At 64.7% G+C, this 20,875-nt stretch carries 26 protein-coding genes and 1 riboswitch; of the genes, 3 read left to right on the top strand and 23 right to left on the bottom strand.

Annotation, left to right across the window (positions count from 1 at the left end; translation table 11 throughout):
* Positions 1-73 precede the first annotated feature (73 nt).
* Positions 74-1,174, top strand: a complete 1,101-nt coding sequence (locus D1159_RS00535) for a hypothetical protein (RefSeq protein WP_243152036.1) — start codon at positions 74-76, stop codon at positions 1,172-1,174.
* Positions 1,175-1,236: 62 nt separating this feature from the next.
* On the opposite strand, the gene D1159_RS00530 is transcribed toward D1159_RS00535, so the two are convergent.
* The 16 genes from D1159_RS00530 to D1159_RS00455 form a co-directional block, all read right to left on the bottom strand.
* Positions 1,237-2,436: a M20/M25/M40 family metallo-hydrolase gene (locus D1159_RS00530; protein ID WP_161843749.1), complete on the bottom strand. Its 1,200-nt coding sequence runs from the start codon at positions 2,434-2,436 to the stop codon at positions 1,237-1,239.
* A complete protein-coding gene (locus D1159_RS00525) occupies positions 2,433-3,434 on the bottom strand; it encodes an ABC transporter substrate-binding protein (protein ID WP_161843748.1) in 1,002 nt (333 codons plus the stop codon). Before D1159_RS00525 ends, D1159_RS00530 begins: the two co-directional genes overlap by 4 nt.
* Before the next feature lie 49 nt (positions 3,435-3,483).
* Positions 3,484-4,182: an ABC transporter permease gene (locus D1159_RS00520; RefSeq protein WP_161843862.1), complete on the bottom strand. Its 699-nt coding sequence runs from the start codon at positions 4,180-4,182 to the stop codon at positions 3,484-3,486.
* A 50-nt stretch (positions 4,183-4,232) separates the two neighbouring features.
* Entirely contained in the window at positions 4,233-4,988 is a 756-nt protein-coding gene (locus D1159_RS00515; protein WP_161843747.1) for an ABC transporter ATP-binding protein, read from the bottom strand.
* A 1-nt stretch (position 4,989) separates the two neighbouring features.
* Positions 4,990-5,649: a thiaminase II gene (gene tenA / locus D1159_RS00510; protein WP_161843746.1), complete on the bottom strand. Its 660-nt coding sequence runs from the start codon at positions 5,647-5,649 to the stop codon at positions 4,990-4,992.
* The gene (locus D1159_RS00505) at positions 5,646-6,284 is read right to left on the bottom strand and encodes an HAD family phosphatase (protein ID WP_161843745.1); all 639 of its coding nucleotides are present in this window, start codon (positions 6,282-6,284) and stop codon (positions 5,646-5,648) included. Before D1159_RS00505 ends, tenA begins: the two co-directional genes overlap by 4 nt.
* The gene (gene thiE / locus D1159_RS00500) at positions 6,277-6,936 is read right to left on the bottom strand and encodes a thiamine phosphate synthase (RefSeq protein ID WP_161843744.1); all 660 of its coding nucleotides are present in this window, start codon (positions 6,934-6,936) and stop codon (positions 6,277-6,279) included. Before thiE ends, D1159_RS00505 begins: the two co-directional genes overlap by 8 nt.
* Complete coding sequence (gene thiM, locus D1159_RS00495; RefSeq protein WP_161843743.1) at positions 6,917-7,744, bottom strand: hydroxyethylthiazole kinase; 828 nt, start codon at positions 7,742-7,744, stop codon at positions 6,917-6,919. Before thiM ends, thiE begins: the two co-directional genes overlap by 20 nt.
* 12 nt (positions 7,745-7,756) lie before the next feature.
* On the bottom strand, positions 7,757-8,308 hold the full coding sequence (thiW, locus tag D1159_RS00490) for an energy coupling factor transporter S component ThiW (RefSeq protein WP_161843742.1): 552 nt from the start codon (positions 8,306-8,308) through the stop codon (positions 7,757-7,759).
* A 4-nt stretch (positions 8,309-8,312) separates the two neighbouring features.
* Positions 8,313-8,612: a thiamine-binding protein gene (locus D1159_RS00485; protein WP_161843741.1), complete on the bottom strand. Its 300-nt coding sequence runs from the start codon at positions 8,610-8,612 to the stop codon at positions 8,313-8,315.
* Positions 8,612-9,409 (bottom strand): bifunctional hydroxymethylpyrimidine kinase/phosphomethylpyrimidine kinase, encoded by a 798-nt coding sequence (gene thiD, locus D1159_RS00480; protein WP_347563611.1) that lies wholly within the window; start codon positions 9,407-9,409, stop codon positions 8,612-8,614. Before thiD ends, D1159_RS00485 begins: the two co-directional genes overlap by 1 nt.
* Before the next feature lie 116 nt (positions 9,410-9,525).
* Positions 9,526-9,634: riboswitch (TPP riboswitch) on the bottom strand.
* Between the two features lie 61 nt (positions 9,635-9,695).
* Complete coding sequence (locus tag D1159_RS00475) at positions 9,696-10,967, bottom strand: S-layer homology domain-containing protein (protein WP_161843739.1); 1,272 nt, start codon at positions 10,965-10,967, stop codon at positions 9,696-9,698.
* Positions 10,968-11,103: 136 nt separating this feature from the next.
* On the bottom strand, positions 11,104-11,685 hold the full coding sequence (gene lepB / locus D1159_RS00470; protein ID WP_161843738.1) for a signal peptidase I: 582 nt from the start codon (positions 11,683-11,685) through the stop codon (positions 11,104-11,106).
* A gap of 34 nt (positions 11,686-11,719) precedes the next feature.
* Positions 11,720-13,957 carry an AAA family ATPase gene (locus tag D1159_RS00465; protein ID WP_161843737.1) on the bottom strand — a complete coding sequence of 746 codons (2,238 nt, stop codon included), beginning with the start codon at positions 13,955-13,957 and terminating at the stop codon, positions 11,720-11,722.
* Positions 13,954-15,048: a metallophosphoesterase gene (locus tag D1159_RS00460; RefSeq protein ID WP_161843736.1), complete on the bottom strand. Its 1,095-nt coding sequence runs from the start codon at positions 15,046-15,048 to the stop codon at positions 13,954-13,956. The genes D1159_RS00465 and D1159_RS00460 overlap by 4 nt, the downstream gene beginning before the upstream one ends.
* Positions 15,049-15,163: 115 nt before the next feature.
* Positions 15,164-15,904: an ATP-binding protein gene (locus D1159_RS00455; RefSeq protein ID WP_161843735.1), complete on the bottom strand. Its 741-nt coding sequence runs from the start codon at positions 15,902-15,904 to the stop codon at positions 15,164-15,166.
* A 273-nt stretch (positions 15,905-16,177) separates the two neighbouring features.
* Between D1159_RS00455 and rplM the strand changes: the two genes are divergently transcribed.
* Both rplM and rpsI read left to right on the top strand, forming a co-directional pair.
* Positions 16,178-16,609, top strand: a complete 432-nt coding sequence (gene rplM, locus D1159_RS00450) for a 50S ribosomal protein L13 (protein WP_161843734.1) — start codon at positions 16,178-16,180, stop codon at positions 16,607-16,609.
* A gap of 18 nt (positions 16,610-16,627) precedes the next feature.
* A complete protein-coding gene (gene rpsI / locus D1159_RS00445; protein ID WP_161843733.1) occupies positions 16,628-17,032 on the top strand; it encodes a 30S ribosomal protein S9 in 405 nt (134 codons plus the stop codon).
* Between the two features lie 583 nt (positions 17,033-17,615).
* Here rpsI and D1159_RS00440 read toward each other — a convergent pair.
* The 7 genes from D1159_RS00440 to D1159_RS00410 form a co-directional block, all read right to left on the bottom strand.
* A complete protein-coding gene (locus D1159_RS00440; RefSeq protein WP_161843732.1) occupies positions 17,616-17,951 on the bottom strand; it encodes a hypothetical protein in 336 nt (111 codons plus the stop codon).
* Positions 17,952-17,955: 4 nt separating this feature from the next.
* Positions 17,956-18,222 carry a phage holin gene (locus tag D1159_RS00435; protein ID WP_161843731.1) on the bottom strand — a complete coding sequence of 89 codons (267 nt, stop codon included), beginning with the start codon at positions 18,220-18,222 and terminating at the stop codon, positions 17,956-17,958.
* Positions 18,223-18,232: 10 nt separating this feature from the next.
* Complete coding sequence (locus D1159_RS00430; RefSeq protein WP_161843730.1) at positions 18,233-18,955, bottom strand: peptidoglycan recognition family protein; 723 nt, start codon at positions 18,953-18,955, stop codon at positions 18,233-18,235.
* Positions 18,956-19,289: 334 nt separating this feature from the next.
* Positions 19,290-19,658 (bottom strand): hypothetical protein, encoded by a 369-nt coding sequence (locus D1159_RS00425; protein ID WP_161843664.1) that lies wholly within the window; start codon positions 19,656-19,658, stop codon positions 19,290-19,292.
* Positions 19,659-19,703: 45 nt separating this feature from the next.
* On the bottom strand, positions 19,704-19,829 hold the full coding sequence (locus D1159_RS00420; RefSeq protein WP_161843665.1) for an XkdX family protein: 126 nt from the start codon (positions 19,827-19,829) through the stop codon (positions 19,704-19,706).
* Positions 19,822-20,163, bottom strand: coding sequence for a hypothetical protein (locus D1159_RS00415; RefSeq protein ID WP_161843666.1), 342 nt, complete (start codon positions 20,161-20,163; stop codon positions 19,822-19,824). Before D1159_RS00415 ends, D1159_RS00420 begins: the two co-directional genes overlap by 8 nt.
* A gap of 15 nt (positions 20,164-20,178) precedes the next feature.
* Positions 20,179-20,875, bottom strand: a 697-nt coding sequence (locus tag D1159_RS00410; protein ID WP_347563610.1) for a hypothetical protein, incomplete at its 5' end; no start/stop codon positions are given.

Below are 20,875 nucleotides of genomic sequence, written 5' to 3'. Positions count from 1 at the left end.
GCGCCCGCACCGGCAAAAGCCCTTCGGCATATGGTAATGTGGAATGATTTTTCAGCGAAACGGAGGGTTTTTTATGGCTGACAGACCACAGGTCCGTTTTTTTCTGGGCGCCAATGCCCCCACGGGCTTCTATTCTCTCTATGACCAGCTCATTGACCCCGCCCAGGCGGCGGATTACTATCTGCTCAAAGGGGGGCCGGGCTGCGGCAAGTCCACTTTGATGCGGCAGGTGGGCGCCGCCCTGGAGGCACGGGGGGTGGAGGTGGAGTACATACAGTGCTCCGGGGACCCGGACTCCCTGGACGCCATCGCCGCCCCGGCGCTGGGGAGCGCCATTGTGGACGCCACCGCCCCCCACGTGGTGGAGCCCCAGTACCCCGGCGTGGTGGAGCGCTATGTCAACCTGGGGGACTGCTACGACAGCGGCGGGCTCCAGGCGGCGCGGGAGGAAATTTTAAGCTGCATGAAGGGCTATAAGGGCTGCTACAGCCGGGCATACCGCTGTCTCACCGCCGCGGCCCAGATTGAGGAGGACAGCCGCGCCCTGCTGCTCACTCCGGCGGTGGAGGAGCGGCTGGCCAAGCGGGCCCGGGGCATTCTCTCCCGGGAGTGCAGGCGCACCGGCGGCGAGCCGGGCCAGGCCAGGCAGCGGTTTCTGGACGCAATCTCCTGCCAGGGTGCGCTGTGCAACTTTGAGACGGCGGACGCTTTGTGCAAACGGATTTATGAGCTGTGCGACACCTACGGCCTGGCCCACACCCTGCTGCTCCACCTGGCCGCCGGGGCCATGGGGGCGGGGTACGACGTGATTCTCTGTCCGGATCCTCTCGCCCCCGACCGGCTGCGCCACCTGCTCATCCCCAGTCTGTCCCTGGGGTTTGTGTCCAGCAGTCCGGCCCAGCCCTACCGGGGCAAGCGCCCCTTCCGCCGGCTGCGGCTGGACGCCATGGCCGGTCAGGAGCAGATGCAGTGCAGCAGAAGCCGCCTGCGCTTTGCCAGAAAGATCGCCGCCGCCCTCATTGACGAGGCGGTGGACTCCATGGCCCAGGCCAAGGAGATGCACGACCATCTGGAGGCGCTGTATAACCCCTATGTGGACTTTGACCGGGTCCACGCCATGGCGGGGGAGATTGCGGACCGGCTGCTGAAGCGGCTGGACAGCCGTCCGGCCTGAAACAAACCGCCTGGCCGCTTCTCAAACGCGGTCAGGCGGTTTTATGGCTCAAAGGGGGAATATCAGGACCGAAAGGAGGCCAGGAGGAGGGCGCACAGAGCGGTGCGCCCTTGAAGAGAAGGGAGATTAAGGCGCTCATGGGTGGTGTGGATGTCCTCCGCCAGGGCGGACAGGGCGTCCAGCGCAGGCACTCCGGCGGCGGAGAGCCAGGCGGCGTCGGTGGCGCTGGGATCGTCGATCTCCATGGCTTCCCAGCCCAACAGACGGGCGGCGTCCGCGGCCCGGCCATAGAGGGCGGCGCTGGCGGGGGTGCGCTCCAGGGCGGGGAAGAGGGTGCGCCGGCGGACCTGGACGGTACAGCCCTCTACGGTGATCTGCCGCTCCAGGCTGCTGAGCTGCTCCTCCGCCCGGGCGAAGTCGGCGGAGCTGGCCAGCCCGGCCACGCAGAACTCCGCCTGGGCCTGCCCGGCCACCACGCCGTTGGGCCGCCCGCCGGAGATGGGGGCGGCGTTGAAGTAGATGCCCCGGTCCAAGTCGTTAAAGGAGTACAGGCGGATGATCTGGTGAGCCAGCTCCAGCACGGCGCTGCGGCCCTCCAGATAGTCCTTCCCCGCGTGGGCCTCCCGCCCCTGCACCTGAATGGAGCCCACAAGGACGCCCCGGCGGGCTGTCACAAAGCAGGGACGGCCCTGCCGCTCCCGAGCGCCCTCAAAGACCAGGGCGCAGCGGGCCCCGGGGGCCTCCCGCTGGTAGAGCAGCCGGCCGGACTGGGAACCGGTCTCCTCGTCGCAGGAAAAGAGAAAGACCAATTCCCAGAGGGGCAGCAGCCCCGCCTCTTTTAAGATCAGCGCGCCGAACAGGGCGATGAGTACGCCGCTCTTGCAGTCCCCCGCCCCCAGGCCGCAGGCCCACTCCCCCTCCCCCTCGATGTGAAAGGGGTGGCGTTGGGCCAGACCGGGGCCGAAGACCGTGTCCAGATGGGCGCAGAGCAGAAGTTTCCCCTGGGACACATTCCCCTCGGGGGTAAGGCGGGCCGTCACGTGGGCGCCCAGCCCTGGGGCGGGGACGAGCTGTGTCCGGGCCCCCAGCTCATCCAGCAGGGGGCGGAGGAGATCGATCACCTGGTAAATACCGGCCTCATTGCCTGTGCCGCAGTCCACCGCGCACAGAGACCGGAGCAAACGCAGCATTCGGGGCAGGTGCCTGGCCGCGCCCGCCCGGGCCAAATCCGCCAGCGCCTGGCCGTCCATGGGGCCGCTCACGGCGTTTCCTCCGGCAGATCCGCCATGACCTCCGCCGGGTCAAAGGTTCGGTCAATCATGCCAGTGCCGTACAGCCAGTCAATGTTTTCCTGCCACACGGCGGCGTCCTGGGAGAGGAAGGGAGCCCCCTCCTGCTCCATGAGAGGGAGGAGCACGTCAAAGCTCCGGCGCTCCACCGACTCGGTGAGAGGGAAGTGCTCCGCGCTCTGGTTGGACAGCATGAGCTGGAGGCTGCCCTCCGGGTCGTTTTTCATCTCCTCAAACCCCCGCCGGCAGGCGCGGAGAAAGCGGGCGTACTTATCCCCGTTTTTCTCCAGCTGATCCGCGCCGGTGACCAGCATCAGGGCGTAGTAGCTGGGTACGCCGTAGTCGGGAAGCTCCATATAGTCCATTTCAAAGCCCTGCTCCTCCAGGGCGGGGATCTCGTGGTTGAGGAAGCAGCCGAAGGTGGCGTCCACGTTGCCGGTGGTCATGGCGCTCATCAGGTCAAAGCCCACGTCGATGAGCGCCACGTCCTCCAGCCCGGCCCCGGCGCTCTGGAGCAGCTGGGCCACCGCCACCTCGGAAAACCGGGTGCCGGAGGTGCCAATCCGTTTCCCGACTAGGTCCGCCGGAACAGTGATGCCCTTGGATTTCAGGGCGGCCACAATGCTGATGGGCCGCTGGACCACCGCCCCCAGCACTTTGACCGGTACGTCCTCGTTGGCCTTGGCGATGATGGTGTCCTCCTGGTAGTAAAAGCCGATGTCCGCCCGCCCCGCCGCCGGCATGGTGAGGGGGTCGCTGGCGCTGGAGGGAAAGAGAATATTGACCTTCAGCCCCTCCTGGGCGAAATAGCCCTTGGCCTCGGCCTGGTAGAGAAAGGCGTGGACCGCGTTGGGGTACCAGTCCAGCACCACGTCAATGGTGTCCAAATCGCCTTGGGCGTCCCCGCCCCCGGCGGCACAGCCGGACAGCAGCACAAGGGCGCAGAGCAAAACGGCAAGTTTCTGGTTCATAACGGAATGGTCTCCTTGGGATGAAATGATTGGTCTGCCTCGGGGGAAATCAGCCGCCGTCCCGCCAGCGCAGCACCCGCCGCTCCAGCAGGCTCACCAGGGCCACGCAGAGCATGGCCGCGGCGGACAGGAGGACGATGGGGGCAAAGACCCCCGCCCCGTCCAGCTGGGTCATCATCCGGCGGGAGAAGTAGCCCAGACCCCGCTGGGCCCCCAGCCACTCCCCAATGGCGGCGCCGATGACGCTCATGGGAATGGCCATTTTCAGGGCGGAGAAGAAATAGGGCAGGGCGCAGGGGATCTTTACCTTCCAAAAGACTGCCCCCACTCCAGCGCCGTAGCTTTGCAGCAGCTCGGCCATCTCCTGGCTGGCGGAGCGGAAGCCGTCGTACACGGTAATGGCGATGGGGAAAAAGGTGATGAGAATGGTGACCAGTACCTTGCTCCACAGCCCGTAGCCGAACCACAGGACAAAGAGGGGGGCAATGGCGGTGGTGGGAATGGTCTGAGAGGCCACTACCAGGGGGTAGAGCACTTTGCGCACCAGGGGGCTGGCGTCCATGCACACCGCCAGCAGCAGGCCCAGGACCAAAGAGATGCCCAGACCGACGGCGGTGACGGACAGGGTGGCGGGGAGGTGGACGGTGAACAGGGGTACCCGGAGCTGCCACAGCTTTTCCGCAATCTGCGCGGGCGTGGGGAGAATATAGGCGGCGCCCAGCTCCATGGCCCCCAGCTGCCACAGCATCACCAGGGCCAGCAGGAAGGCAAGGGCGGGGAGATTGCGTTTAGCGGCCTTCACGGCGTCACCTGCTTTCTCAGGGTGTCAATGAGCTGCTCTTTCAGGGCGGCCATGTCCGGCCGGGCGAGGCAGGCCCGGGTACGGGGGAAGGGGGCGGGGACGTGGGCCTCCTCCAGCCGGCGGATGGGGGTGCGGGCCGCCACCAGCACGCTGGAGGAGAGGAAAACCGCCTCCTCCACGTCGTGGGTGATGAACAAAATGGTCTTGTGATGGCGCTGCCACTGGTCCAGCAGCCACTCCTGCATGGAGATGCGGGTGAGAAAGTCCAGGGCGGAGAAGGGCTCGTCCAGCAGCAGGAGATCGCACCCGGCCAGCATGGTGCGGGCGAAGGCCGCCCGCTGGCGCATTCCGCCGGACAGCTCCCGGGGCAGCTTGGCGGCGCAGCCCTCCAGACCCACGTCCCGCAGCGCCTGCTCCGCCCGATCCCGCCGCTGGGCCTTGGACAGGCACCCGGCGATCTCCAGGGGCAGGGCCACGTTTTCCCACACCGTGCGCCAGGGGAAGAGCAGGTCCTTTTGGGGCATATAGCCGCAGTACCGCTTCTGCCCCCCGATGGGGGCGCCTCCCACCCGGATCTCACCGCTCTTTGGGACGAGCTGGCCGTTGATCAGGCGGAAAATGGTGCTTTTGCCGCAGCCGCTGACGCCGAGGATACAGTGAAAGGAGCCGGGGGCGGCCCGGAAGGAGAGCTGGTCGATGATGTCAAAATCCTCCCCCGGGTACTGATAGGAGACATGGTCAAATTCCAACATATCAGGTCTCCAGCGTCCAGGCCATCTCCCAGAAGCCCAGCTCGTACCGGCTGCACGTGACAAAAATCTCCTCCAGCCGGGCGTACTGCTCCGGGGCGGGATTGGGGGCCAGCTGGTCCATGAGGGCCACCAGGGCGCGGTTTGTGTCCTGGTATTCCGCGCCGACGTAGCCCCGGATCCACTCGCCGTAGAAGGAGTGCTCCGCCGCGCCGGGAAGGGCGGCCAGCCGCTGCCCGATCTCCGCGTAGCTCCAGGAGCAGGCGAGAATGGCGGCGATGATCTCCGCCGGCCCCCCGGCCGCCGCCGCGGCCAGCATATAGTGGGTGTAGGACAGGTTGGACAGGGCGGGCCGGACAGAGAAGACCTGCTCCTCCGTGATGCCCAGGCGGGCCATATAGGCCTGGTGGATCTCCATCTCGCCCCCCAGAATGCTGTCCACATTGGCGGAGAAAGTGCGCATCAGCGCCGGATCCCGGGCCTTAACCACCCCATAGGCGAATACCCGGGCGTAGTCAAAGAGGTAGAGGTAGTCCTGGAGGAGAAAGTGGCGGAAGCGCTCCACCGGCAAGGTGCCGTCCCCGATGCCCTGGACAAAGGGATGGCGGAAGCAGGCCTCCCACACCGGGCGGGCGGCCTGATAGAGGCGCTGAGAGGTGGTCATAGGGCGGTCCTCCAATCGAAAACAGTCTCCCGGGCCAGGGCGGCGAGGGCCTCCCAGTCCGGGGCGTAGGCCTCCTCAAAGACGCCCACCACGTAAAACCCGGCGTCCGCGGCGGTCTTGGCGGCGTAATAGGCGTCCTCAAAGACGGCGATGTCCCCCGGCGCCGCGCCAAAACGGCGGGCCGCCTCCAGATAGATGTCCGGGCGGGTCTTGCCTGTGCCGGTGGTCTCGCAGCTGAGGAGAAAGTCAAAGTATCCCGCCGCGCCCAGCCGGGTCAGACAGGCGCGGGCCAGGGGGGCGGCGGTGGCGGTGGCCACGCAGCAGCGCGCCCCCCGGTCTTTCAGACTGGCCAGATAGTCCAGGACGCCTGGCTTCAGAGGGATGTCCCGCCGGTAGTGATCGTCCATCATGGCGTGCATCTCCGCCGCCATGTCCTCTGGGTCGCCGGGGAGGCGGAAGAGCTCCTTGCAGTACCTGGCCCCCTCCAGCATGGTCATGGGGCCCAGTGGGGAGAGCTGGGCGGCGGTGGGGCGGACGCCTCTGGACTCCAGGTAGTCCTGGCCCAGCCGGTGCCACCAGCCCATGGAGTCCACCAGTGTGCCGTCCATGTCGAAAATGGCGTAGCGCTTATCCATGGCCGGACACCATCCTTTGGGCCAGGGCCCGCAGGGTGCGGGCGGCCTCTTCCGGGTCGGGCTGGGCGAAGAGGGCGGAGACCACCGCCACTCCGTCCACCCCGCTGCCGGTCAGAGAGGGCAGGTTGCCGGCGGTAATGCCGCCGATGGCCACCACCGGAATGTCCACCGCAGCGCAGACGGCCCGCAGCTGGGGCAGGGAGAGGGACTTGGCGTCCCGCTTGGTGGCGGTGCCGAAGACCGCGCCCACCCCGATGTAGTCCGCCCCCGCCGCCTGGGCGGCCAGGGCGGTGTCCACCGTGTTGGCGGAGATGCCCAGAATCCGGTCCGGCCCGATGAGGGAGCGGACATCCTTTCCCACAAGATCGGACTGGCCCACATGGACCCCGTCCGCCCCACAGGCCTGGGCGATCTCAATGCTGTCGTTGACCACGAAGGGCACGTGATACCGCTGTGCCAGGGCGCGCAGCTGGATTGCCTCCGCCAAGAAGGCATCCCGGTCCAGGTTCTTCTCCCGGAGCTGCAAAAAGGTGGCGCCCCCTCGCAGCACCGCCTGGGCGTCCTGTTCCAGGGCGCGCTCCCCCAGCCAGGACCGGTCGGTGACGGCGTAGAGCAGCATAGCCCGTCTCAGTTCATCCCTGGTAAATTTCATAGCGTACCTCCTGCGTGAGCTGTGCTCCGGTGAGATTAAAAATACTGTCGATGAGATCGCACCGGAAGGCGGCGTTTCCTGTGCCGTTTTGCAGGCGGCGCGCCTCGGCCCGCTCTCCCGCAACTCCCATGGCGGCGGCGGCGGACACCGCTGCCCCAAAGGGGTTCCCCGGGGCGGCGGCGCAGAAAGCGCCCATCAGGGCGGTGAGCATACAGCCGCTGCCGGTGATCCGGGCCATGGTGGGACAGCCGTTGCGCAGCAGGACCACGGCGGATCCGTCAGTAATAAGGTCTATGGGGCCGGACAGGGCGATCACCGCCCCTGTCCGGCGGGCCAGTTCCTTGGCCATGGCGGCGGCCTGGGGAAGGGCGTCCTCTGTCACCGCGTCCACCGCGGCGGCGTCCACCCCGCTGCCCCCGGATCCCCCCTGGGCCAGGGCCTTGATCTCCGAGGCGTTGCCCCGGATGACGGAAAAACGGATCTCCTCCAGCAGCAGGGCGCTGGCGGACCGGCGCAGGGCGGTGACCCCGGCGGCCACCGGGTCCAGCACTACGGGGATGCCCAGGGCGTTGGCCCGCTTTCCCGCCAGGCGCATGGCGGGGACGTCCTCAATGGCCCCCAGGTTGAGCACCAGGGCCTGCGCCCCGGCCACCGCCTCCTCCGCCTCCCGGATATCGTGGGCCATGGTGGGGGAGCCGCCGGCGGCGAGGATGATGTTGGCGCAGTCGTTGACCGTGACAAAATTGGTGATGCACTGGACCAGGGGCGCCCGATCCCGGACGGCCTGGAGATAAGAGGCAAAGTCCATGCTCCGCCCCCCTTACCGGCTCAGCTGGACCAGCATCCGGTCCAGGGCGCCGGAGCGCCTGAGGATCACCAGCACGGCGCAGGCCATCAGGCCCCCCAGCAGGGAGGAGGGGGCGTAGAAGGGGATATAGTAGAAGGGGGAGTGCCTGGGCAGGCTGTAAAACAGGCGCATCAGGGGATAGGCGGCCATGGCGCTGAGGAAGCCGGTGCCGAAGACCTCCCCGGCCAGGGCCCCGCCCAGCTGGAGGGAGAAGGGGGCCTTCTCCGGCAGCTTCTGATACGCCAGCCCGGACAGAAAGGCCCCGAACACCGCCCCCACCACCGCCTGGATGGTGCGGCCGTGGAGCATCCGCATCAGGCCGGTGAGCAGTGCGGCGGTGAAATTGTAGTAAGGCCCCAGAAACACCGCCCCCATCACATTGCAGAAGTGCTGAAAGGGGGCCATGGAGGGAAAGTAGACAAAGGTGGACAGCACAAAGCCCAGACAGGCCAGCATGGCGGTCAGCACCATTTTGCGGACGGACAGACCCCGGACGGCGGCCCGTCCCTGCGCGGCGGATAGCATAAAATCACTCCTTTTCCCGGTATTTTCCCGTTTTGTCGTCAATGGTCCACACACCGGAGGGCCTGTAGCTGATCTTTACGTAGCTCATCACGCTGGGGGCGCCGGCCTGGATACAGATGCGCTGGCAGTCCTTCACCAGGTCCATGAGCTGGTCCAGATCCCCTTCCAGGGTGGTCTCAAAGGGGCCCACCACACAGCGCAGGCCGGAGCCCCGGAGATGGGAAATGGCCGCGTCCACAATGCGGCGGGTCGCCTCCTGCTCCTGGACGTGGGGCAGGACCTGAATGGCAATGCTGGCGTTCATCACAGGGCGCCTCCTTCCGCGATGGCGTAGTTGTGCTTCAGCGGGCCGCTCCCCGCCCCTAAGTCCAACTGGGCCTCTATGCAGGCAGTAATATAGGTCTTGGCCTTGTCCATCGCCTCAGGCAGGGGATACCCCAGCGCTAAAAAGGAGGCGATGGCGGAGGAGAGGGTACAGCCGGAGCCGTGGTTGTTGGGGTTGTCCACCCGGCGGGCGCGGAACCAGTGGGCCTGGCCCTCCAGCCAGAGCAGGTCGTCGGCGGTGTCTGTCAGGTGTCCCCCCTTGAGGAGCACGCCGCCGGGGACCTGTTCCCCAATGGCGGCGGCGGCGCGGAGCATATCCGCCTCCCCCCCGATGGCGAAGCCGCAAAGCCGCTGGGCCTCCGGCAGGTTGGGGGTGATGACCTCAGCCAGAGGGAAGAGCTCCCCCGTCAGGGCGGCCAGGGCGGAGTCCTGCATCAGGCTGCTGCCGCTGGTGGCCACCATGACCGGGTCTACCACAATGTGCTCCGCGCCGAACGCCCGCAGCTTGGCGGCGATGACCCGGATAATCTCCCCGCTGGACACCATGCCGATTTTCACCGCGTCGGGGCGGATGTCCTGAAAGATACAGTCCAGCTGGAGGGCGACGAACTCCGGCGCGGCCTCCAGCACGCCGTACACCCCGGTGGTATTCTGGGCGGTGAGGGCGGTGACGGCGCTCATGCCGTACACCCCCAGGCTGGTCATGGTCTTCAGGTCGGCCTGAATCCCGGCCCCGCCGCTGGAGTCGCTGCCTGCGATGGTAAGTACTTTTTTCACGGTCCACGTCCTTTCTCGTGTTCCGGGGCGCAAAACAAAACAGGAGGTCCCCATGGGGACCTCCCGCTTCAAGCATACATCCTAATGGCGCTCCCCGGAACGGGGAGACTGCGCATATGCCGCTTTGTGCCGCGTCCCTACGTTGGCATTACCCACATCAGGTAAGGTCGAGGGACTGACCCCTCCTCTCAGCCTCCTCGCGGAAGCTCCCTTGCACGGCCTATTGTAAAAGGTTTTTCTGTACTTGTCAATCAAAAGTTTCCCGCCTTTGGGCGGAAGAAGGGGATCAGCGCATCTGCCGGGTGGTGGTCTTGTTGTAGGGCACGGTCTCCTTGGTGCCGTCGGCGTACTCCAGCTCAATGGAGTCGATGCGGATGCCGCCGCAGGCAGGGATATAGCCCACCAGCGTGTAACACAGCAGGCTGCGGTTGGGGGCGATGGGGCCCACATAGCGCACCCGCTTGGTGCTCTTATAGGTGATCTCGTCCACAGCGGGGTTGCCGATGGGGTCCAGGAAGGACAGGTTAAAGGTGTAGTAGTTGACGGTCTTGCCGCTGTGATTGCGGATATCCACAGACAGGGTGATGCCGTTCACGCTGTTGCGCTTGTAATAGAAGCCGGTGGGCTCCATGGACAGGGGCGGCTTGCGGGTGACGGTGACCGCAGCCTTGGCGGTAAAGCTGCCGCACTGGGCGGTGACCGTGGCGGTGCCGGCGCTGACGCCGGTGACCAGGCCGTTGGCGGACACCGTGGCCACGGCGGTGTTGTCGCTGCTCCAGGTGATGGGCAGGGTGGTATTCACCGGGGAAGCCGTGGCGGTGAGCTGCTGGGTGTCCCCGGTGGTGAGATTAACGCTGCCGGAGCTGATGGACAGGCCTGTGGGGTTGACCACCGCCTTCATGGAAAAGCTCTTGCGCAGGGCGGGGTCCACCATGGCGGACAGGATCACAGCCACCTCGGAGCGGGTGATCTTGTTGTTGGGGGCAAAGAAACCGGCGGCGTTGGTGCCGGAGATCACCCCCGCCCGGTACAGGCGGTAAACCGCGTCGTGATAGTTGGCGTCGGAGGGGATGTCGGGAATGGCGTTCTCCTCCACGCTGTTGATGGGGGCCAGGGCCTCCTCGGGGAGGGCGTTGGTGAGGATCATGGCGAAGGCGGCCCGGCTGATGGCGGGGGAGTAGTCGGGATAGCCCCCGGCGATGCCGTTGGCGGCGGCGTAGTCCACATAGGGCTGGTACCAGGGGTCGCCGGGCTCAAAGACGAAGCCCTCCCCCTGATAGGCGGCGTGGAGACGGCTGGCGATGACAATGGTCTCGCCGATGGTCACGTTGCCGGTTACGTTGAACAGGGTGGCGCTGGGGCCCTGCATCAGGCCGTACTCGTAGGCGGCCTGGACCGCTCCGGCGAACCAGGCGTCGGCGGGGACGTCGGTAAACTGACCGGGGGTGTAGGGGTTGGACTTGGTGAAATTGTCCAGCCCTGCCGCGGCGGAGGCGGCCGGGACGAAGGACAGGCACAGGGCCAGCGCCAGTGCCAGGGAGAGAACACGCTGTTTCATTCCAAAACACTCCTTTTTACAGTCTTGCACAGGCAGAAAGTAAGAAAACCGTCATACTGCACAAGTTTTCGTAAAATATATCATATATATATATATATATATTGTCAAGGGGTTTGGAAAAATTTTTTGTTTTTTCCTAGCGGATGGGTCCGAAATCCCGGAGGGGGAGGACGATGAGCACCGCCCGGCCCAGGACACAGCGCTGGTCAATCACCCCCAGGCGGGCGTCCCGGCTGTCGGAGGAGTGGTTGCGGTTGTCCCCCATGACGAAGATGCACCCCTCGGGGACGGTGAGGGAGGTGACGGCGGCGTAGGGATTGCTGGGAGGCTCCATGGGCTCGTTGAGGTAGTACTCGTCCAGCACCTGGCCGTCCACGGCGACGGCGCCGGAGGTGTAGTCGATGTCCACCGTCTGTCCGCCCACAGCGATGACCCGCTTGACGATGGGGCCGTCCACCCCGCCGAATGGCTTGGTGAGGACCACCACGTCGTTCTGACGGGGGGTGTACCCTGCGCTCTGGAGGAGGAGCAGGTCCATGTGGTGGAGGGTGGGGACCATGGAGTTCCCGTCCACGCTGATGACCCGGCCCACCGTGGTAAAGAGGACAATCAGCGTCACCAGGGCGATGGCGAGGGCCTGAAGCCAAAAGTAGAGGTCCAGCCGCAAAGCCTGTCCCCGGGTCAGATTTTTGGGGTGGGCGGTGGTCTGCTCATCCATAGAGGGCACCTCCTCTTTCTCACATCATGTCACGTTACGGCTGCGAATCCAAGTGGATTTTGACCGCCGGGGTGTCCGCCAGGTAGTCCGCCTCCCGGCTGTGGCAGGTGAAGAGGAGGACCTGCCTGGTCTGGGCCAGGGCCTGGAGGGCGTCCAGAGCCAGGGCCATGCGGGCGTCGTCAAAATTGGCCAGGGCGTCGTCCAGAATGAGGGGGGCGGGGTCGTCCAGTGGGAGGGCCAGCTCGCAGATGGCCAGGCGCACCGCCAGATAGAGCTGGTCGGCGGCGCCCCGGGACAGGGTGAGCACCCGGCGGGGGAGGACGGTGTCCGCCTCGCTGGCCAAAGCGTCAAACTCCTGGGTGAGGAGCACCTTATCGTACTTTCCCCCGGTGAGAGAGGCCATCAGAGCGCCGGCCCGGTCGTTGAGGGCGGGGGCGAACCGGGACTGCATATCCCGCCGGGCCTCCTCCAGCCCCTCCAGGGCCAGGGAGAGGGAATCGTACTCCCCCCGGCGGCGGTCCAGCTCCTCCTGGAGCTGTTCCTGCTGCTCTATGGTCTCGTCCGGGTCTCCAAGGGTGTTCAGCTCCCCCTGGGCGGTAGCCAGTACGCTGCGCAGCCGGGACATCTCCCCCTCCACGGCGGTGAGCCGGGCGGCGGTGTAGGCGGCGTCGTACCGGGGGGTGAGATCGCCGGGGCGGGGCAAATCCTGGGGGGCAGGCAGGCGCTGGGCCAGCTTTTCCGCCCCCTCCCGGCGGATGACGGCCTGCTCCAGCTTTTCCTGGAGGAGCAGGGCGCGGGAGATGGCGGCGGAGAGGGTGATCACGTCCTTCAGACCCGCGCCGAAGCCGTCCAGGGAGCGGGTGATGGAGCCCGCCAGCTGCTCCCGCCGCTGATTGCGCTGCTGGCGGTCCTGCTGGGCGCGGACCAGAGCGCGCTCCGCCTCCTGGGCGCGGACCCAGTCCCCGGCGTAGTCTTTGGCCAGAGACAGGATGGCGTTGGGGGAATCCACCCCGTAGCGGTCCAGAATTTCCTGCTGTCCGTCCAGAAAATCCTGGAGGGCGCTGCGCCGCCGGCTGCTGATAAGAAACGCCGCCCCGCCCCCAACCAGGGCCGCCGCCCCGGGGAGGAAGAACAGAGGGTCAACCAGGACGCCGGCCGCGGCGCACAGCAGCCCCGCAATCAGCAGAACAACCCCCAAGACGGGACTGGGCCCGGCGGCGGGGGGCTGCGCCTGGGCGGCGTCGGCGTCGGTCTGAGCCTGGGCGCGGGCCTGCTCCGGGGAGAGGCCGCGGAAGATGGAGTCCTCAAGGACAGCCTGGGCGGCGGAAAGGCCCTCTTGGGCGGCGGAGAGGCTGTCCTCCCCCGTCCGGTGCTCCCGGTCCAGGGCCCGCAGCTCGTTGAGCCCCTCCTGCACAGTGCGCAGGGCCTCCCGGCTGGGAGGAGCGCCGTCCCGGCACAGCTCGCCTTGGAGGCGGGTCTCTTCGGCCCGGGCCTGAGCCAGCTCTCCCTGGGCCTGCTCCCAGGCGGCGCGGCGCTGCTGTTCCGCGGCGAATTTGTGGGCGGCCAGCTCCTGGGTGAGAAGGGCATGCTCCTCCTCCAGCGCCCGCAGGGCCCGCTGCGCCTCCTGGGCGGAGCGGTGGGCCCTGCTCTGCCGGGCCAGGGTGCCGTTGAGCTGGTCCAGGGCGCTCTCCAGCTTGGGGATGAGGCCGGTGCGGTTGTGCCTGCGCCGGTTGAGCCAGTCCCGGAGGCGGCGCTCCACCTGGGAGTAGGACACGTCCTCCTCCCCGGAGGAGACCAGCGCGGAGATCCGCTTTTCCAGGGCGGGAGCGCCGTCCACGGCAGCCGCGCCCTGGCCCACAAAGGCGGAGCGCTCAAAGACCTCCCGGGGGGCGCCGGTGAGCAGCTCCCCCACGTTCTCCCCGGTGAAGCCGGGGACGGCCTCCCCGGTGCGCGGGTCTGCCACCTCGCATTTTCCAAAGGGGACGGTGCGGTTCTGACTGCGGCGGAGAAGGAGCTCCTGGCCCTGCCACCGGATCTCCATGGCTCCCTCCATCGGCGCGCCGCTCCAGGGCTGGTAGCGGTTTTTCTCCGCAATAAAGTTCTGGCGGTCCCGCTCCTTGGTGGGTATGCCGTAGAGCATGGCCCGGATGAAGGCGGACCAGGTGGATTTCCCCCCCTCGTTGGGGGCCTGGATGACGGTGAGGCCGGGCCCCAGCTCCAAGGTCTCATTCTGGAGCCGGCCAAAGGTGGCAGTCATTTTTTTGATGATCATGTGGGGTCCTCCCGATGCTCCAGCGCGGCCAGTCCGAAGCGGACGGCCTGCTCCAGGGCGGCTTTTTGGCTGTCGTCCGAGGCCTCCTCCAGCCGGCGGCGCATGGCCCGCAGAAAGAGGCCGGTGAGGGTGTCCTCCTCCGCCCGCTCCCACAGGGAGCGGCGCAGGCGGGTGCGGTCCCGGAGGGACAGGGCGTAGAATTTCGGCGCGGCCATGGCCTCCAGCTGCGCCAGATTGAGGGCGTCGCTCTCCCGCTCCCCGGTGAGGAGGATGCGGCACAGATCGCCGCTGTCCTGTGGAGGGAGGGCGGCGGCCAGCGCCTGTTCCGGGTCCCGGCCGGTGACGTCCACCTCCTGAATCAGGTAGCGCCGGGCGCACAGGGGGACGAATTCCACCTCCGCCCGGCCCCGGTCCACGGTACCCAGGAGAACGCCCTTGTCCCCCAGCTCGTCAAAGCCCCGGCCTTCGGGACAGCCGGGATAGGCCCAAAAGGTGTCCCCTGCCCGCTGCAGCCCGGTGCAGGCGTGGACGTGGCCCAGGGCCAGGTAGTCCAGGCCGCTGCCGGCGATGGCCGCCTGGGTGACGGGGCAGTAGCGGCTGTTGGGCGCGGTGTCTGCGTGGAGGACCATAAGGTGGACCAGCCCGTCCTCCTCCGCCCGGAACTGGTCCAGGGGGCAGTCGTCCCGGAAAGGACCGGTGAAGGCGGAGCCGTGGACGGCGCAGCCCAGCTCCGGCAGCACCACGGTTTCCACATGGGGCTCGGTAAAGATATGTACGTTCTGAGGCCAGGTAATCCCCGTGTAGGGGGAGCGGGGGGACCAGAAGTCGTGGTTGCCGGGGGCGATAAAGACCTGGGCGTCCAGATCTCCCAGGGACTGGGCCAGGGCGTCCACCGTCTCCCCGTAGACCTGGCCGCTGTCAAAGAGGTCGCCGGACAGCAGCAGCAGATCCGCCCGGCGCTCCCGGGCCAGGCCGCACAGCCGGACCAGGAGCTGGCGCTGCTCCCCCCGGCGCTGGGCCGCCTGCCGGGCAGGTAAGGCGGTAAAGGGGGCGTCCAGATGAAAATCCGCCCCGTGGACAAAGGTGATCATAAAAAACCAGCCTCCTTGCTGTGGGTGGTTTGCAGGCCGGGCCGGAGCCCGCGCCATTGGGAATTGTCTGACAGCAGTACCATAACATAAGATGAGGGACATAAACGGGACTTTTCTATTCTAAAGGCGGCATACGGCGGCGCTCCACCGGGCCCCACTCCGGAAGGGGGAGGCGCTGCATAGCCCCGAAGACCCGGCTTTTCAGATTGGGGTAGCGCTGGCCCAGGGTGTACACCAGTTCCTTCACCTCCTGCCGCTTGGTATAGCCGTCGGCGGGGCAGGGGTTGTGGACCACGGGGAGCCGCTCCCGCTCCGCCACGGTGCGGATGTGCCCCTCGGAGCAGTAGAGCAGAGGGCGGATCTGGGAGATGCCGGTGCGGTCCAGCCAAGTGACCGGCTGAAAGCAGGACAGGCGTCCCTCGTAAAACAGGGAGAGGAAGAAAGTCTCCACCGCGTCGTCAAAGTGGTGCCCCAGGGCGATCTTGCGCAGATCCCGCTCCAGCATGGCGGCGTGCAGGGCGCCCCGGCGCATTTTGGCGCACATGGAGCAGGGATTTTTCTCCCGGCGCAGGTCGAAGATCACGTGGGCGATCTCTGTGGGAATGAGGGTATAGGGGACGCCGATGGTTTGGCAGTAGCGGGCCACAGGCTGAAAGTCCAGCCCCTCCAGGCCCAGATCCAGAGTGATGGCCTCCACCGTAAAGGGCTTGGGGTAGAATTCCCGCAGCCGGGCCAGGGCGGCCAGAAGGATCAGAGAGTCCTTTCCCCCGGACACCCCCACCGCTACCCGGTCGCCGGGCTGGATCATATCGTAGTCCTCCACACAGCGGCGGACATAGGAGAGAATTTTGTTCATGGCGCCCCCTTCCCAGGGGGCAGCAGAAACTTTCCCCCGGGATTAAATCAAAAAATGAAAATGAGCATTTTAGAGCTGGAGCGAGTAAACAGGAGAAAACAAGAGGTTTTTACTTTATAAATAAAAATATGAGAAAAATCCCTTGACACTGGAGAAACCCTGTAATATAATGCAACATGCTCCGCTCGTAGACTTTATTCTACACGCGGGGCGCCTGTTCTGTAAAGCCAAAATTAAAGATAGACTTTGAAAAGCAAAATTGGAGGTTTCACCATGTCCACTTTTATGGCCAACAAGGGAAACATCGTCCGCAAGTGGTATATCCTCGACGCGGCCGGTAAGCCCCTGGGCAAAACCGCCGCCGCCGCCGCCACTCTGCTGCGGGGCAAGCATAAGCCCGAGTACACCCCCCACGCCGACTGCGGCGATTTCGTGGTCATTATCAACGCCGGGCAGGCCGTGCTCACCGGCAAGAAGCTGGAGCAGAAGTTCTACCGCACCCACTCCGGCTATCCCGGCGGCCTGAAGGAGACCAAGTACCGCCTGCTGATGCAGGACAAGCCCGAGCTGGCCATGAAGCTGGCCATCCGCGGCATGATGCCCCGCAACATCGTGACCAAGGACTCTCTGACCCGCCTGCACATCTACCGCGGCGCGGAGCACAAGCAGGCCGCCCAGAAGCCCGAGCCCTGGGCCTTCAACTAAGCAGGAGGTAATTGAGTAATGTATAAGAGCAAGAAGCCTTATGTCTACGGCACTGGCCGCCGCAAGTCCTCCGTGGCCCGGGTGCATCTGTTCCCCAACGGCACTGGCGCCATCACCATCAACGGCCGCGACATTGACGAGTATTTCGGCCTGGAGACCCTGAAGCTGCTGGTCCGCCAGCCCCTGGTCACCACTGATACCCAGGGCAAGGTGGATATTGTGGCCACCGTCACCGGCGGCGGCGTCACCGGCCAGGCCGGCGCCATCCGTCACGGCGTCTCCCGCGCTCTGCTGGAGATGAACCCCGAGTACCGCCCCGCCCTGAAGAGCGCCGGATTCCTCACCCGGGATCCCCGCATGAAGGAGCGCAAGAAATATGGCCTCAAGGCCGCCCGCCGCGCGCCTCAGTTCTCCAAGCGTTGATATTGCAGTCAAACCCCGGAGCCGCAAGGGTTCCGGGGTTTTTCTATGTCGCAAAGTTTGACAAAATGGAGCCAGAAAAGGCCAGAATAATTGGGGTGCATCCGGGGTGCATAGCCGTTAAAACCGAGTTTTGGGGTGCATAAGAGGGTGCATGAAATTCCCTATTTTTTAACAGAATCAGCAAGCAGCCTATACTATACTCCAGCCATAAGGAGAGCAGCTTGATTAGGGTTTCACTGTCCATCGGGCCTGGATGGGCGCAAGGACTTGTACATGGACAGAAAGAAGCAGAGAGGCCCGCACGGCCTCCCTACTTCTTTCTTACCGGACATCCATCAGGCATTCGGGGTTTTTGTTCCAGCTCAACAGGACGCCATTCTCGTGACAGCCGCCTTGCCCATTCCAGGAACCGCCGAGCGGAACTGTTTGGTTGTCCCGCGCCCCGCCCAAGACAAAAAAGTCTTCTGGCAGACTCTCTGCGTCAAACCAGCCCAAAAACAAAAAACAGCCCTTTTCGGGAGAATATTATATCTCCCGAAAAGGGCTGTTTCCTGTTTCTGTATTTCTCTGTCTACGCCGCCTGCTACTGCGTCACCCGCAGGAGGTACAGCAAGCCGGCGCCCATGGCAGTTGCCAAAACGCCGGCCACGCCGTACAGGAACTTTTCCACCAAGCCGTCCCACCGCTTGGCGGGCTTTTTCTCCATGGAGTCCACCTTCCGCCCCAGATTGGTCACGTCGGTTTTAATCTCCTCCATGGTGCCGCTCTGGTGCTTCTGCTCCGCGGCCATGACCTCCACGGCAGAGGTCAGGCGCTGGAGGGTATCCACCTTTTTGCCCATCTCGTCCAGGCGGTGGGTGTTGGATTTGCTCCGGGCGTCCACCTCCGCCAGCTTCACCGCCAGCTCCTCCGGTTCCATCTTGTCACCCCCTGGGCTTCTCGTAGGTCATGGCGTTGGCGCTGTCCCGCAGGCCCTTTGTGGTGGGGTCATTGACGGCGTTCCAGACGCTTACCGCCACCAGCCCCAGCACATAGGGATTGCGCACCGCCCCCAACAACAGGCCCCACAGGGCACCCCAGCTGGTCAGGTCCGCCGCCGTCAGCCCAGCGTAGGCCAAAATAGGGGTGAGCACCGCCAGCACCATCTGCGCCCACCACAGGGGGTTATGAGCTCTCACTTTCCAGTTCATATAGCACCTCCTAGTTCAATAGCCCCAGCCGGTCCAGCACACATGCGGCCTGCTCCCGGGTCAGGGGGGCCTGGGGGGCGGTGCCGTCAAAGACGCCCTTCTCCTTGGCCTTCGCCCAGCTCTCCGCCGCCCAAGCGCTTGCCGGTGCCTTCCGCTCCGTCGCGGCCCTCTTGGCTGTCTCTTCGTCCACAATGGCTTTCACCGTTTCCTCCGTCATCGGACCTGCCTCCAATCTCTGCTTGAATCTCAGCCACGCCCGGGCGTCCTCCACAAAGGGCGCGGGGCAGACTTTACCGGTCACGTCATAGTGCCGCAGTACGTTCTGAATGGGGATGTGATACCGCTCCATGATATCCAGCGCCAGTTCCACCGTGCGGTCCACGGTCTCCGGGTCAAAATACCACGCCCCAGACTTGTCTTTGTGGCAGCACATCTCAATGCCGATGCTGTTGGCGTTGCGGCATTTGGGGTGCTTGTATCTCCCGTCGCTGCGCCCGCAGTGCCAGGCGGTGTGGCCCTCCGGCACACTTTGCCAGACAGACGCCCCCGGGCTGTGGTCCACAAAATAGTGGGCGCTGGCCCCGATACCGCCCCTGCTGCCGTAGTACTGGGCGTTTTCCTCCGCACTGCCCAGCGCCCCTACATAGTGGATTACCAAATATGTAATGGGCTCCCTGCGCCCCCTGGTGTAGTTCTCCGGGTGGCACAGGCGGCTTTTGTTGATCTCCAGCAAATAAAAAACCTCCGTTCCGTCAGCTTGACAAAACGGGGGCGCGTACGTATAATAAAGACAGAAAGGGCGCTGCGGCAAGCGGTTAGCCCATTAGGTAATCAGTTTATGCCAAAGAGAAACCGTCACCTGCCGGGGTGGCGGTTTCTGCTTTTTACGATAATCGTGACGGTAAACCGCCCGATATGTAACGTAATCCGCATGGCCTCACCCCCTCTCGGAAGGTGTGCTAACCGCCGGCCGTCTGTGCAGCGCCCTGCCCTCTTTCGGGGGCCTGTCTATCATACCATTACACGCCGCGTTTTGTCAAATTTCGCCGCCTCGGGGGCGGCTTTTCTTATGCCTTCGGGTCCTCCAGCGCGGCCAGACCGCTCTGTACCGCAAGCTCGAAGCCCCGCCGGTCGCCCATGGTAAAGGCCGCGCATAGCTCCTTGTACCGGTCCGCCTCTCTGTGGTCCGGGTCGCCAATGACCAGGGCCCGGTACTCCGCCTTGGCGGCAGGCTTGTCCTCCCCCTCCCACTGCGCCAGCAGGGCGGGCTTGTCCAGCCCGGCCAGGCACCGGTAGGTACAGTCCTTTTTACCAGCCAGCCCAGCCAGGAACAGGTCGTCCGCCACGCTCATGTCGCCCACAAAGCTGTCGCCGTCAGTGCGCTCCTCCCGGGCTACCTCAAAAATGGTCCACAGGTTTTTGGTCAGAAATTTCATGCTGTTGTCCTTCTTTCTATTTAATTCAGGCCTCCGCCCGTTGGGTTACTGTGCCGTTCCCTTGATTTCCTCAGCCTGAGCTTGGGTAATAACTCCGAGGCTCACATATCTTGCAAGCTGGTCATCCCTTATGTAGCCCCTTTGGTATCGCTCTCTGATTTTCTCAAACATTGGCATATCCCTCCAAAATCATCAGCTCCAGGTCTGTTATGGCCTGTCCCTGTTCAATGCCTGATAGCTCTAAGTTCGTTATTTCCTGCCGGATCAGCTGCTCGGTGGTATAACGCGGAAGGGCCTCCCGGACAGCCTCCGGCACTTCTCCCTGCTCCACATCAACGATTTCACCGTCATGGAAAACAAGGTTGATGAAGGGGAGATACCCTATCGCCCTATCCTCTAAATGGGCCGGGATGACAGCCCAGCCTTCCGGTATCTCCGGCAGCGAGTCAATGGTCTGGTTGCTGTGCGCACCGTTGGGCAGCGCTTTGATCTCAACAATAAGCATGACAAATCCCCCCGTCTAAATAAGCGCGGCCCAGTAATAGGTTGTGCCGGCAATATTTAAAATCTCTAGGTAAGCGTATGCGCTGCTGCCGTATGACGTCATTGTCAGCCCAGTGCTCGACCAGGATACCGAAGCGCCGACCCCGTAATCTTTGTTTATTTCTCCGCCAATCGAAAATGACGAGATTCCTCTCACAAAAACCATCATGTCTGAATCGCCGGACGACCCTGTAGAGCCAAGTTTCGGATTTGGCGCGCTTATCACCACAATCTTGGCAGCTACGCCGAAGGTAACTGTTTTGGAGACAGCTCCATCCCCGACGTAACTCCCAGTAACAATTCTGCATCCCAAGGAAACCGCGGAATTGATAATCCCATTGATATCATAACCGCCCACGGTGTCCGCATTGCCGCCGCTGGCCGGGAGCGTGGCGGGACGGTTATAGATTTCCTCCCAGGAATAGGACGGTTTCGCAGCCGCCTTTGCCCAAGGATAGACATCGCTGGCGGGGAGCGCCCCCGGAAAGTTTGAGATATCGGCGGTGGTATGCCTATGAGATGCCGCTGCCTGGAGCGCAGACGCCACTGTACCGCCTGTAGCGCATGGAATCTGCTCCGCAGTCACGCCATGGGGGTTTGCCCTGTTGGCGGCATGGGCATCCAACTGGCGCTGTGTCTCCCTGGCGGCCTGGATGGCGGCGTCCATCTCCTCC

The organism is Pseudoflavonifractor sp. 524-17 (assembly GCF_009935845.1).
Lineage (GTDB): Bacteria > Bacillota > Clostridia > Oscillospirales > Oscillospiraceae > Pseudoflavonifractor_A.
Note: the sequence above shows the minus strand (reverse complement) of the source record. Positions and strands in the feature narration are given on the sequence as shown.

Coding starts and splice junctions, on each gene's coding strand:
- thiM (WP_161843743.1), bottom strand. CDS start 7,744: ATGGACTTTGCCTCTTATCTCCAGGCCGTCCGGGATCGGGCGCCCCTG.
- D1159_RS00425 (WP_161843664.1), bottom strand. CDS start 19,658: ATGAAATTTCTGACCAAAAACCTGTGGACCATTTTTGAGGTAGCCCGG.
- D1159_RS00465 (WP_161843737.1), bottom strand. CDS start 13,957: ATGATCATCAAAAAAATGACTGCCACCTTTGGCCGGCTCCAGAATGAG.
- rpsI (WP_161843733.1), top strand. CDS start 16,628: ATGTATAAGAGCAAGAAGCCTTATGTCTACGGCACTGGCCGCCGCAAG.
- D1159_RS00415 (WP_161843666.1), bottom strand. CDS start 20,163: ATGCTTATTGTTGAGATCAAAGCGCTGCCCAACGGTGCGCACAGCAAC.
- D1159_RS00515 (WP_161843747.1), bottom strand. CDS start 4,988: ATGTTGGAATTTGACCATGTCTCCTATCAGTACCCGGGGGAGGATTTT.
- thiE (WP_161843744.1), bottom strand. CDS start 6,936: ATGAAATTTACCAGGGATGAACTGAGACGGGCTATGCTGCTCTACGCC.
- D1159_RS00525 (WP_161843748.1), bottom strand. CDS start 3,434: ATGAACCAGAAACTTGCCGTTTTGCTCTGCGCCCTTGTGCTGCTGTCC.
- D1159_RS00535 (WP_243152036.1), top strand. CDS start 74: ATGGCTGACAGACCACAGGTCCGTTTTTTTCTGGGCGCCAATGCCCCC.
- D1159_RS00435 (WP_161843731.1), bottom strand. CDS start 18,222: ATGAACTGGAAAGTGAGAGCTCATAACCCCCTGTGGTGGGCGCAGATG.
- lepB (WP_161843738.1), bottom strand. CDS start 11,685: ATGGATGAGCAGACCACCGCCCACCCCAAAAATCTGACCCGGGGACAG.
- rplM (WP_161843734.1), top strand. CDS start 16,178: ATGTCCACTTTTATGGCCAACAAGGGAAACATCGTCCGCAAGTGGTAT.
- D1159_RS00460 (WP_161843736.1), bottom strand. CDS start 15,048: ATGATCACCTTTGTCCACGGGGCGGATTTTCATCTGGACGCCCCCTTT.
- tenA (WP_161843746.1), bottom strand. CDS start 5,649: ATGACCACCTCTCAGCGCCTCTATCAGGCCGCCCGCCCGGTGTGGGAG.
- D1159_RS00440 (WP_161843732.1), bottom strand. CDS start 17,951: ATGGAACCGGAGGAGCTGGCGGTGAAGCTGGCGGAGGTGGACGCCCGG.
- D1159_RS00505 (WP_161843745.1), bottom strand. CDS start 6,284: ATGGATAAGCGCTACGCCATTTTCGACATGGACGGCACACTGGTGGAC.
- thiW (WP_161843742.1), bottom strand. CDS start 8,308: ATGCTATCCGCCGCGCAGGGACGGGCCGCCGTCCGGGGTCTGTCCGTC.
- D1159_RS00475 (WP_161843739.1), bottom strand. CDS start 10,967: ATGAAACAGCGTGTTCTCTCCCTGGCACTGGCGCTGGCCCTGTGCCTG.
- D1159_RS00455 (WP_161843735.1), bottom strand. CDS start 15,904: ATGAACAAAATTCTCTCCTATGTCCGCCGCTGTGTGGAGGACTACGAT.
- D1159_RS00420 (WP_161843665.1), bottom strand. CDS start 19,829: ATGTTTGAGAAAATCAGAGAGCGATACCAAAGGGGCTACATAAGGGAT.
- D1159_RS00520 (WP_161843862.1), bottom strand. CDS start 4,182: ATGCTGTGGCAGCTGGGGGCCATGGAGCTGGGCGCCGCCTATATTCTC.
- D1159_RS00485 (WP_161843741.1), bottom strand. CDS start 8,612: ATGAACGCCAGCATTGCCATTCAGGTCCTGCCCCACGTCCAGGAGCAG.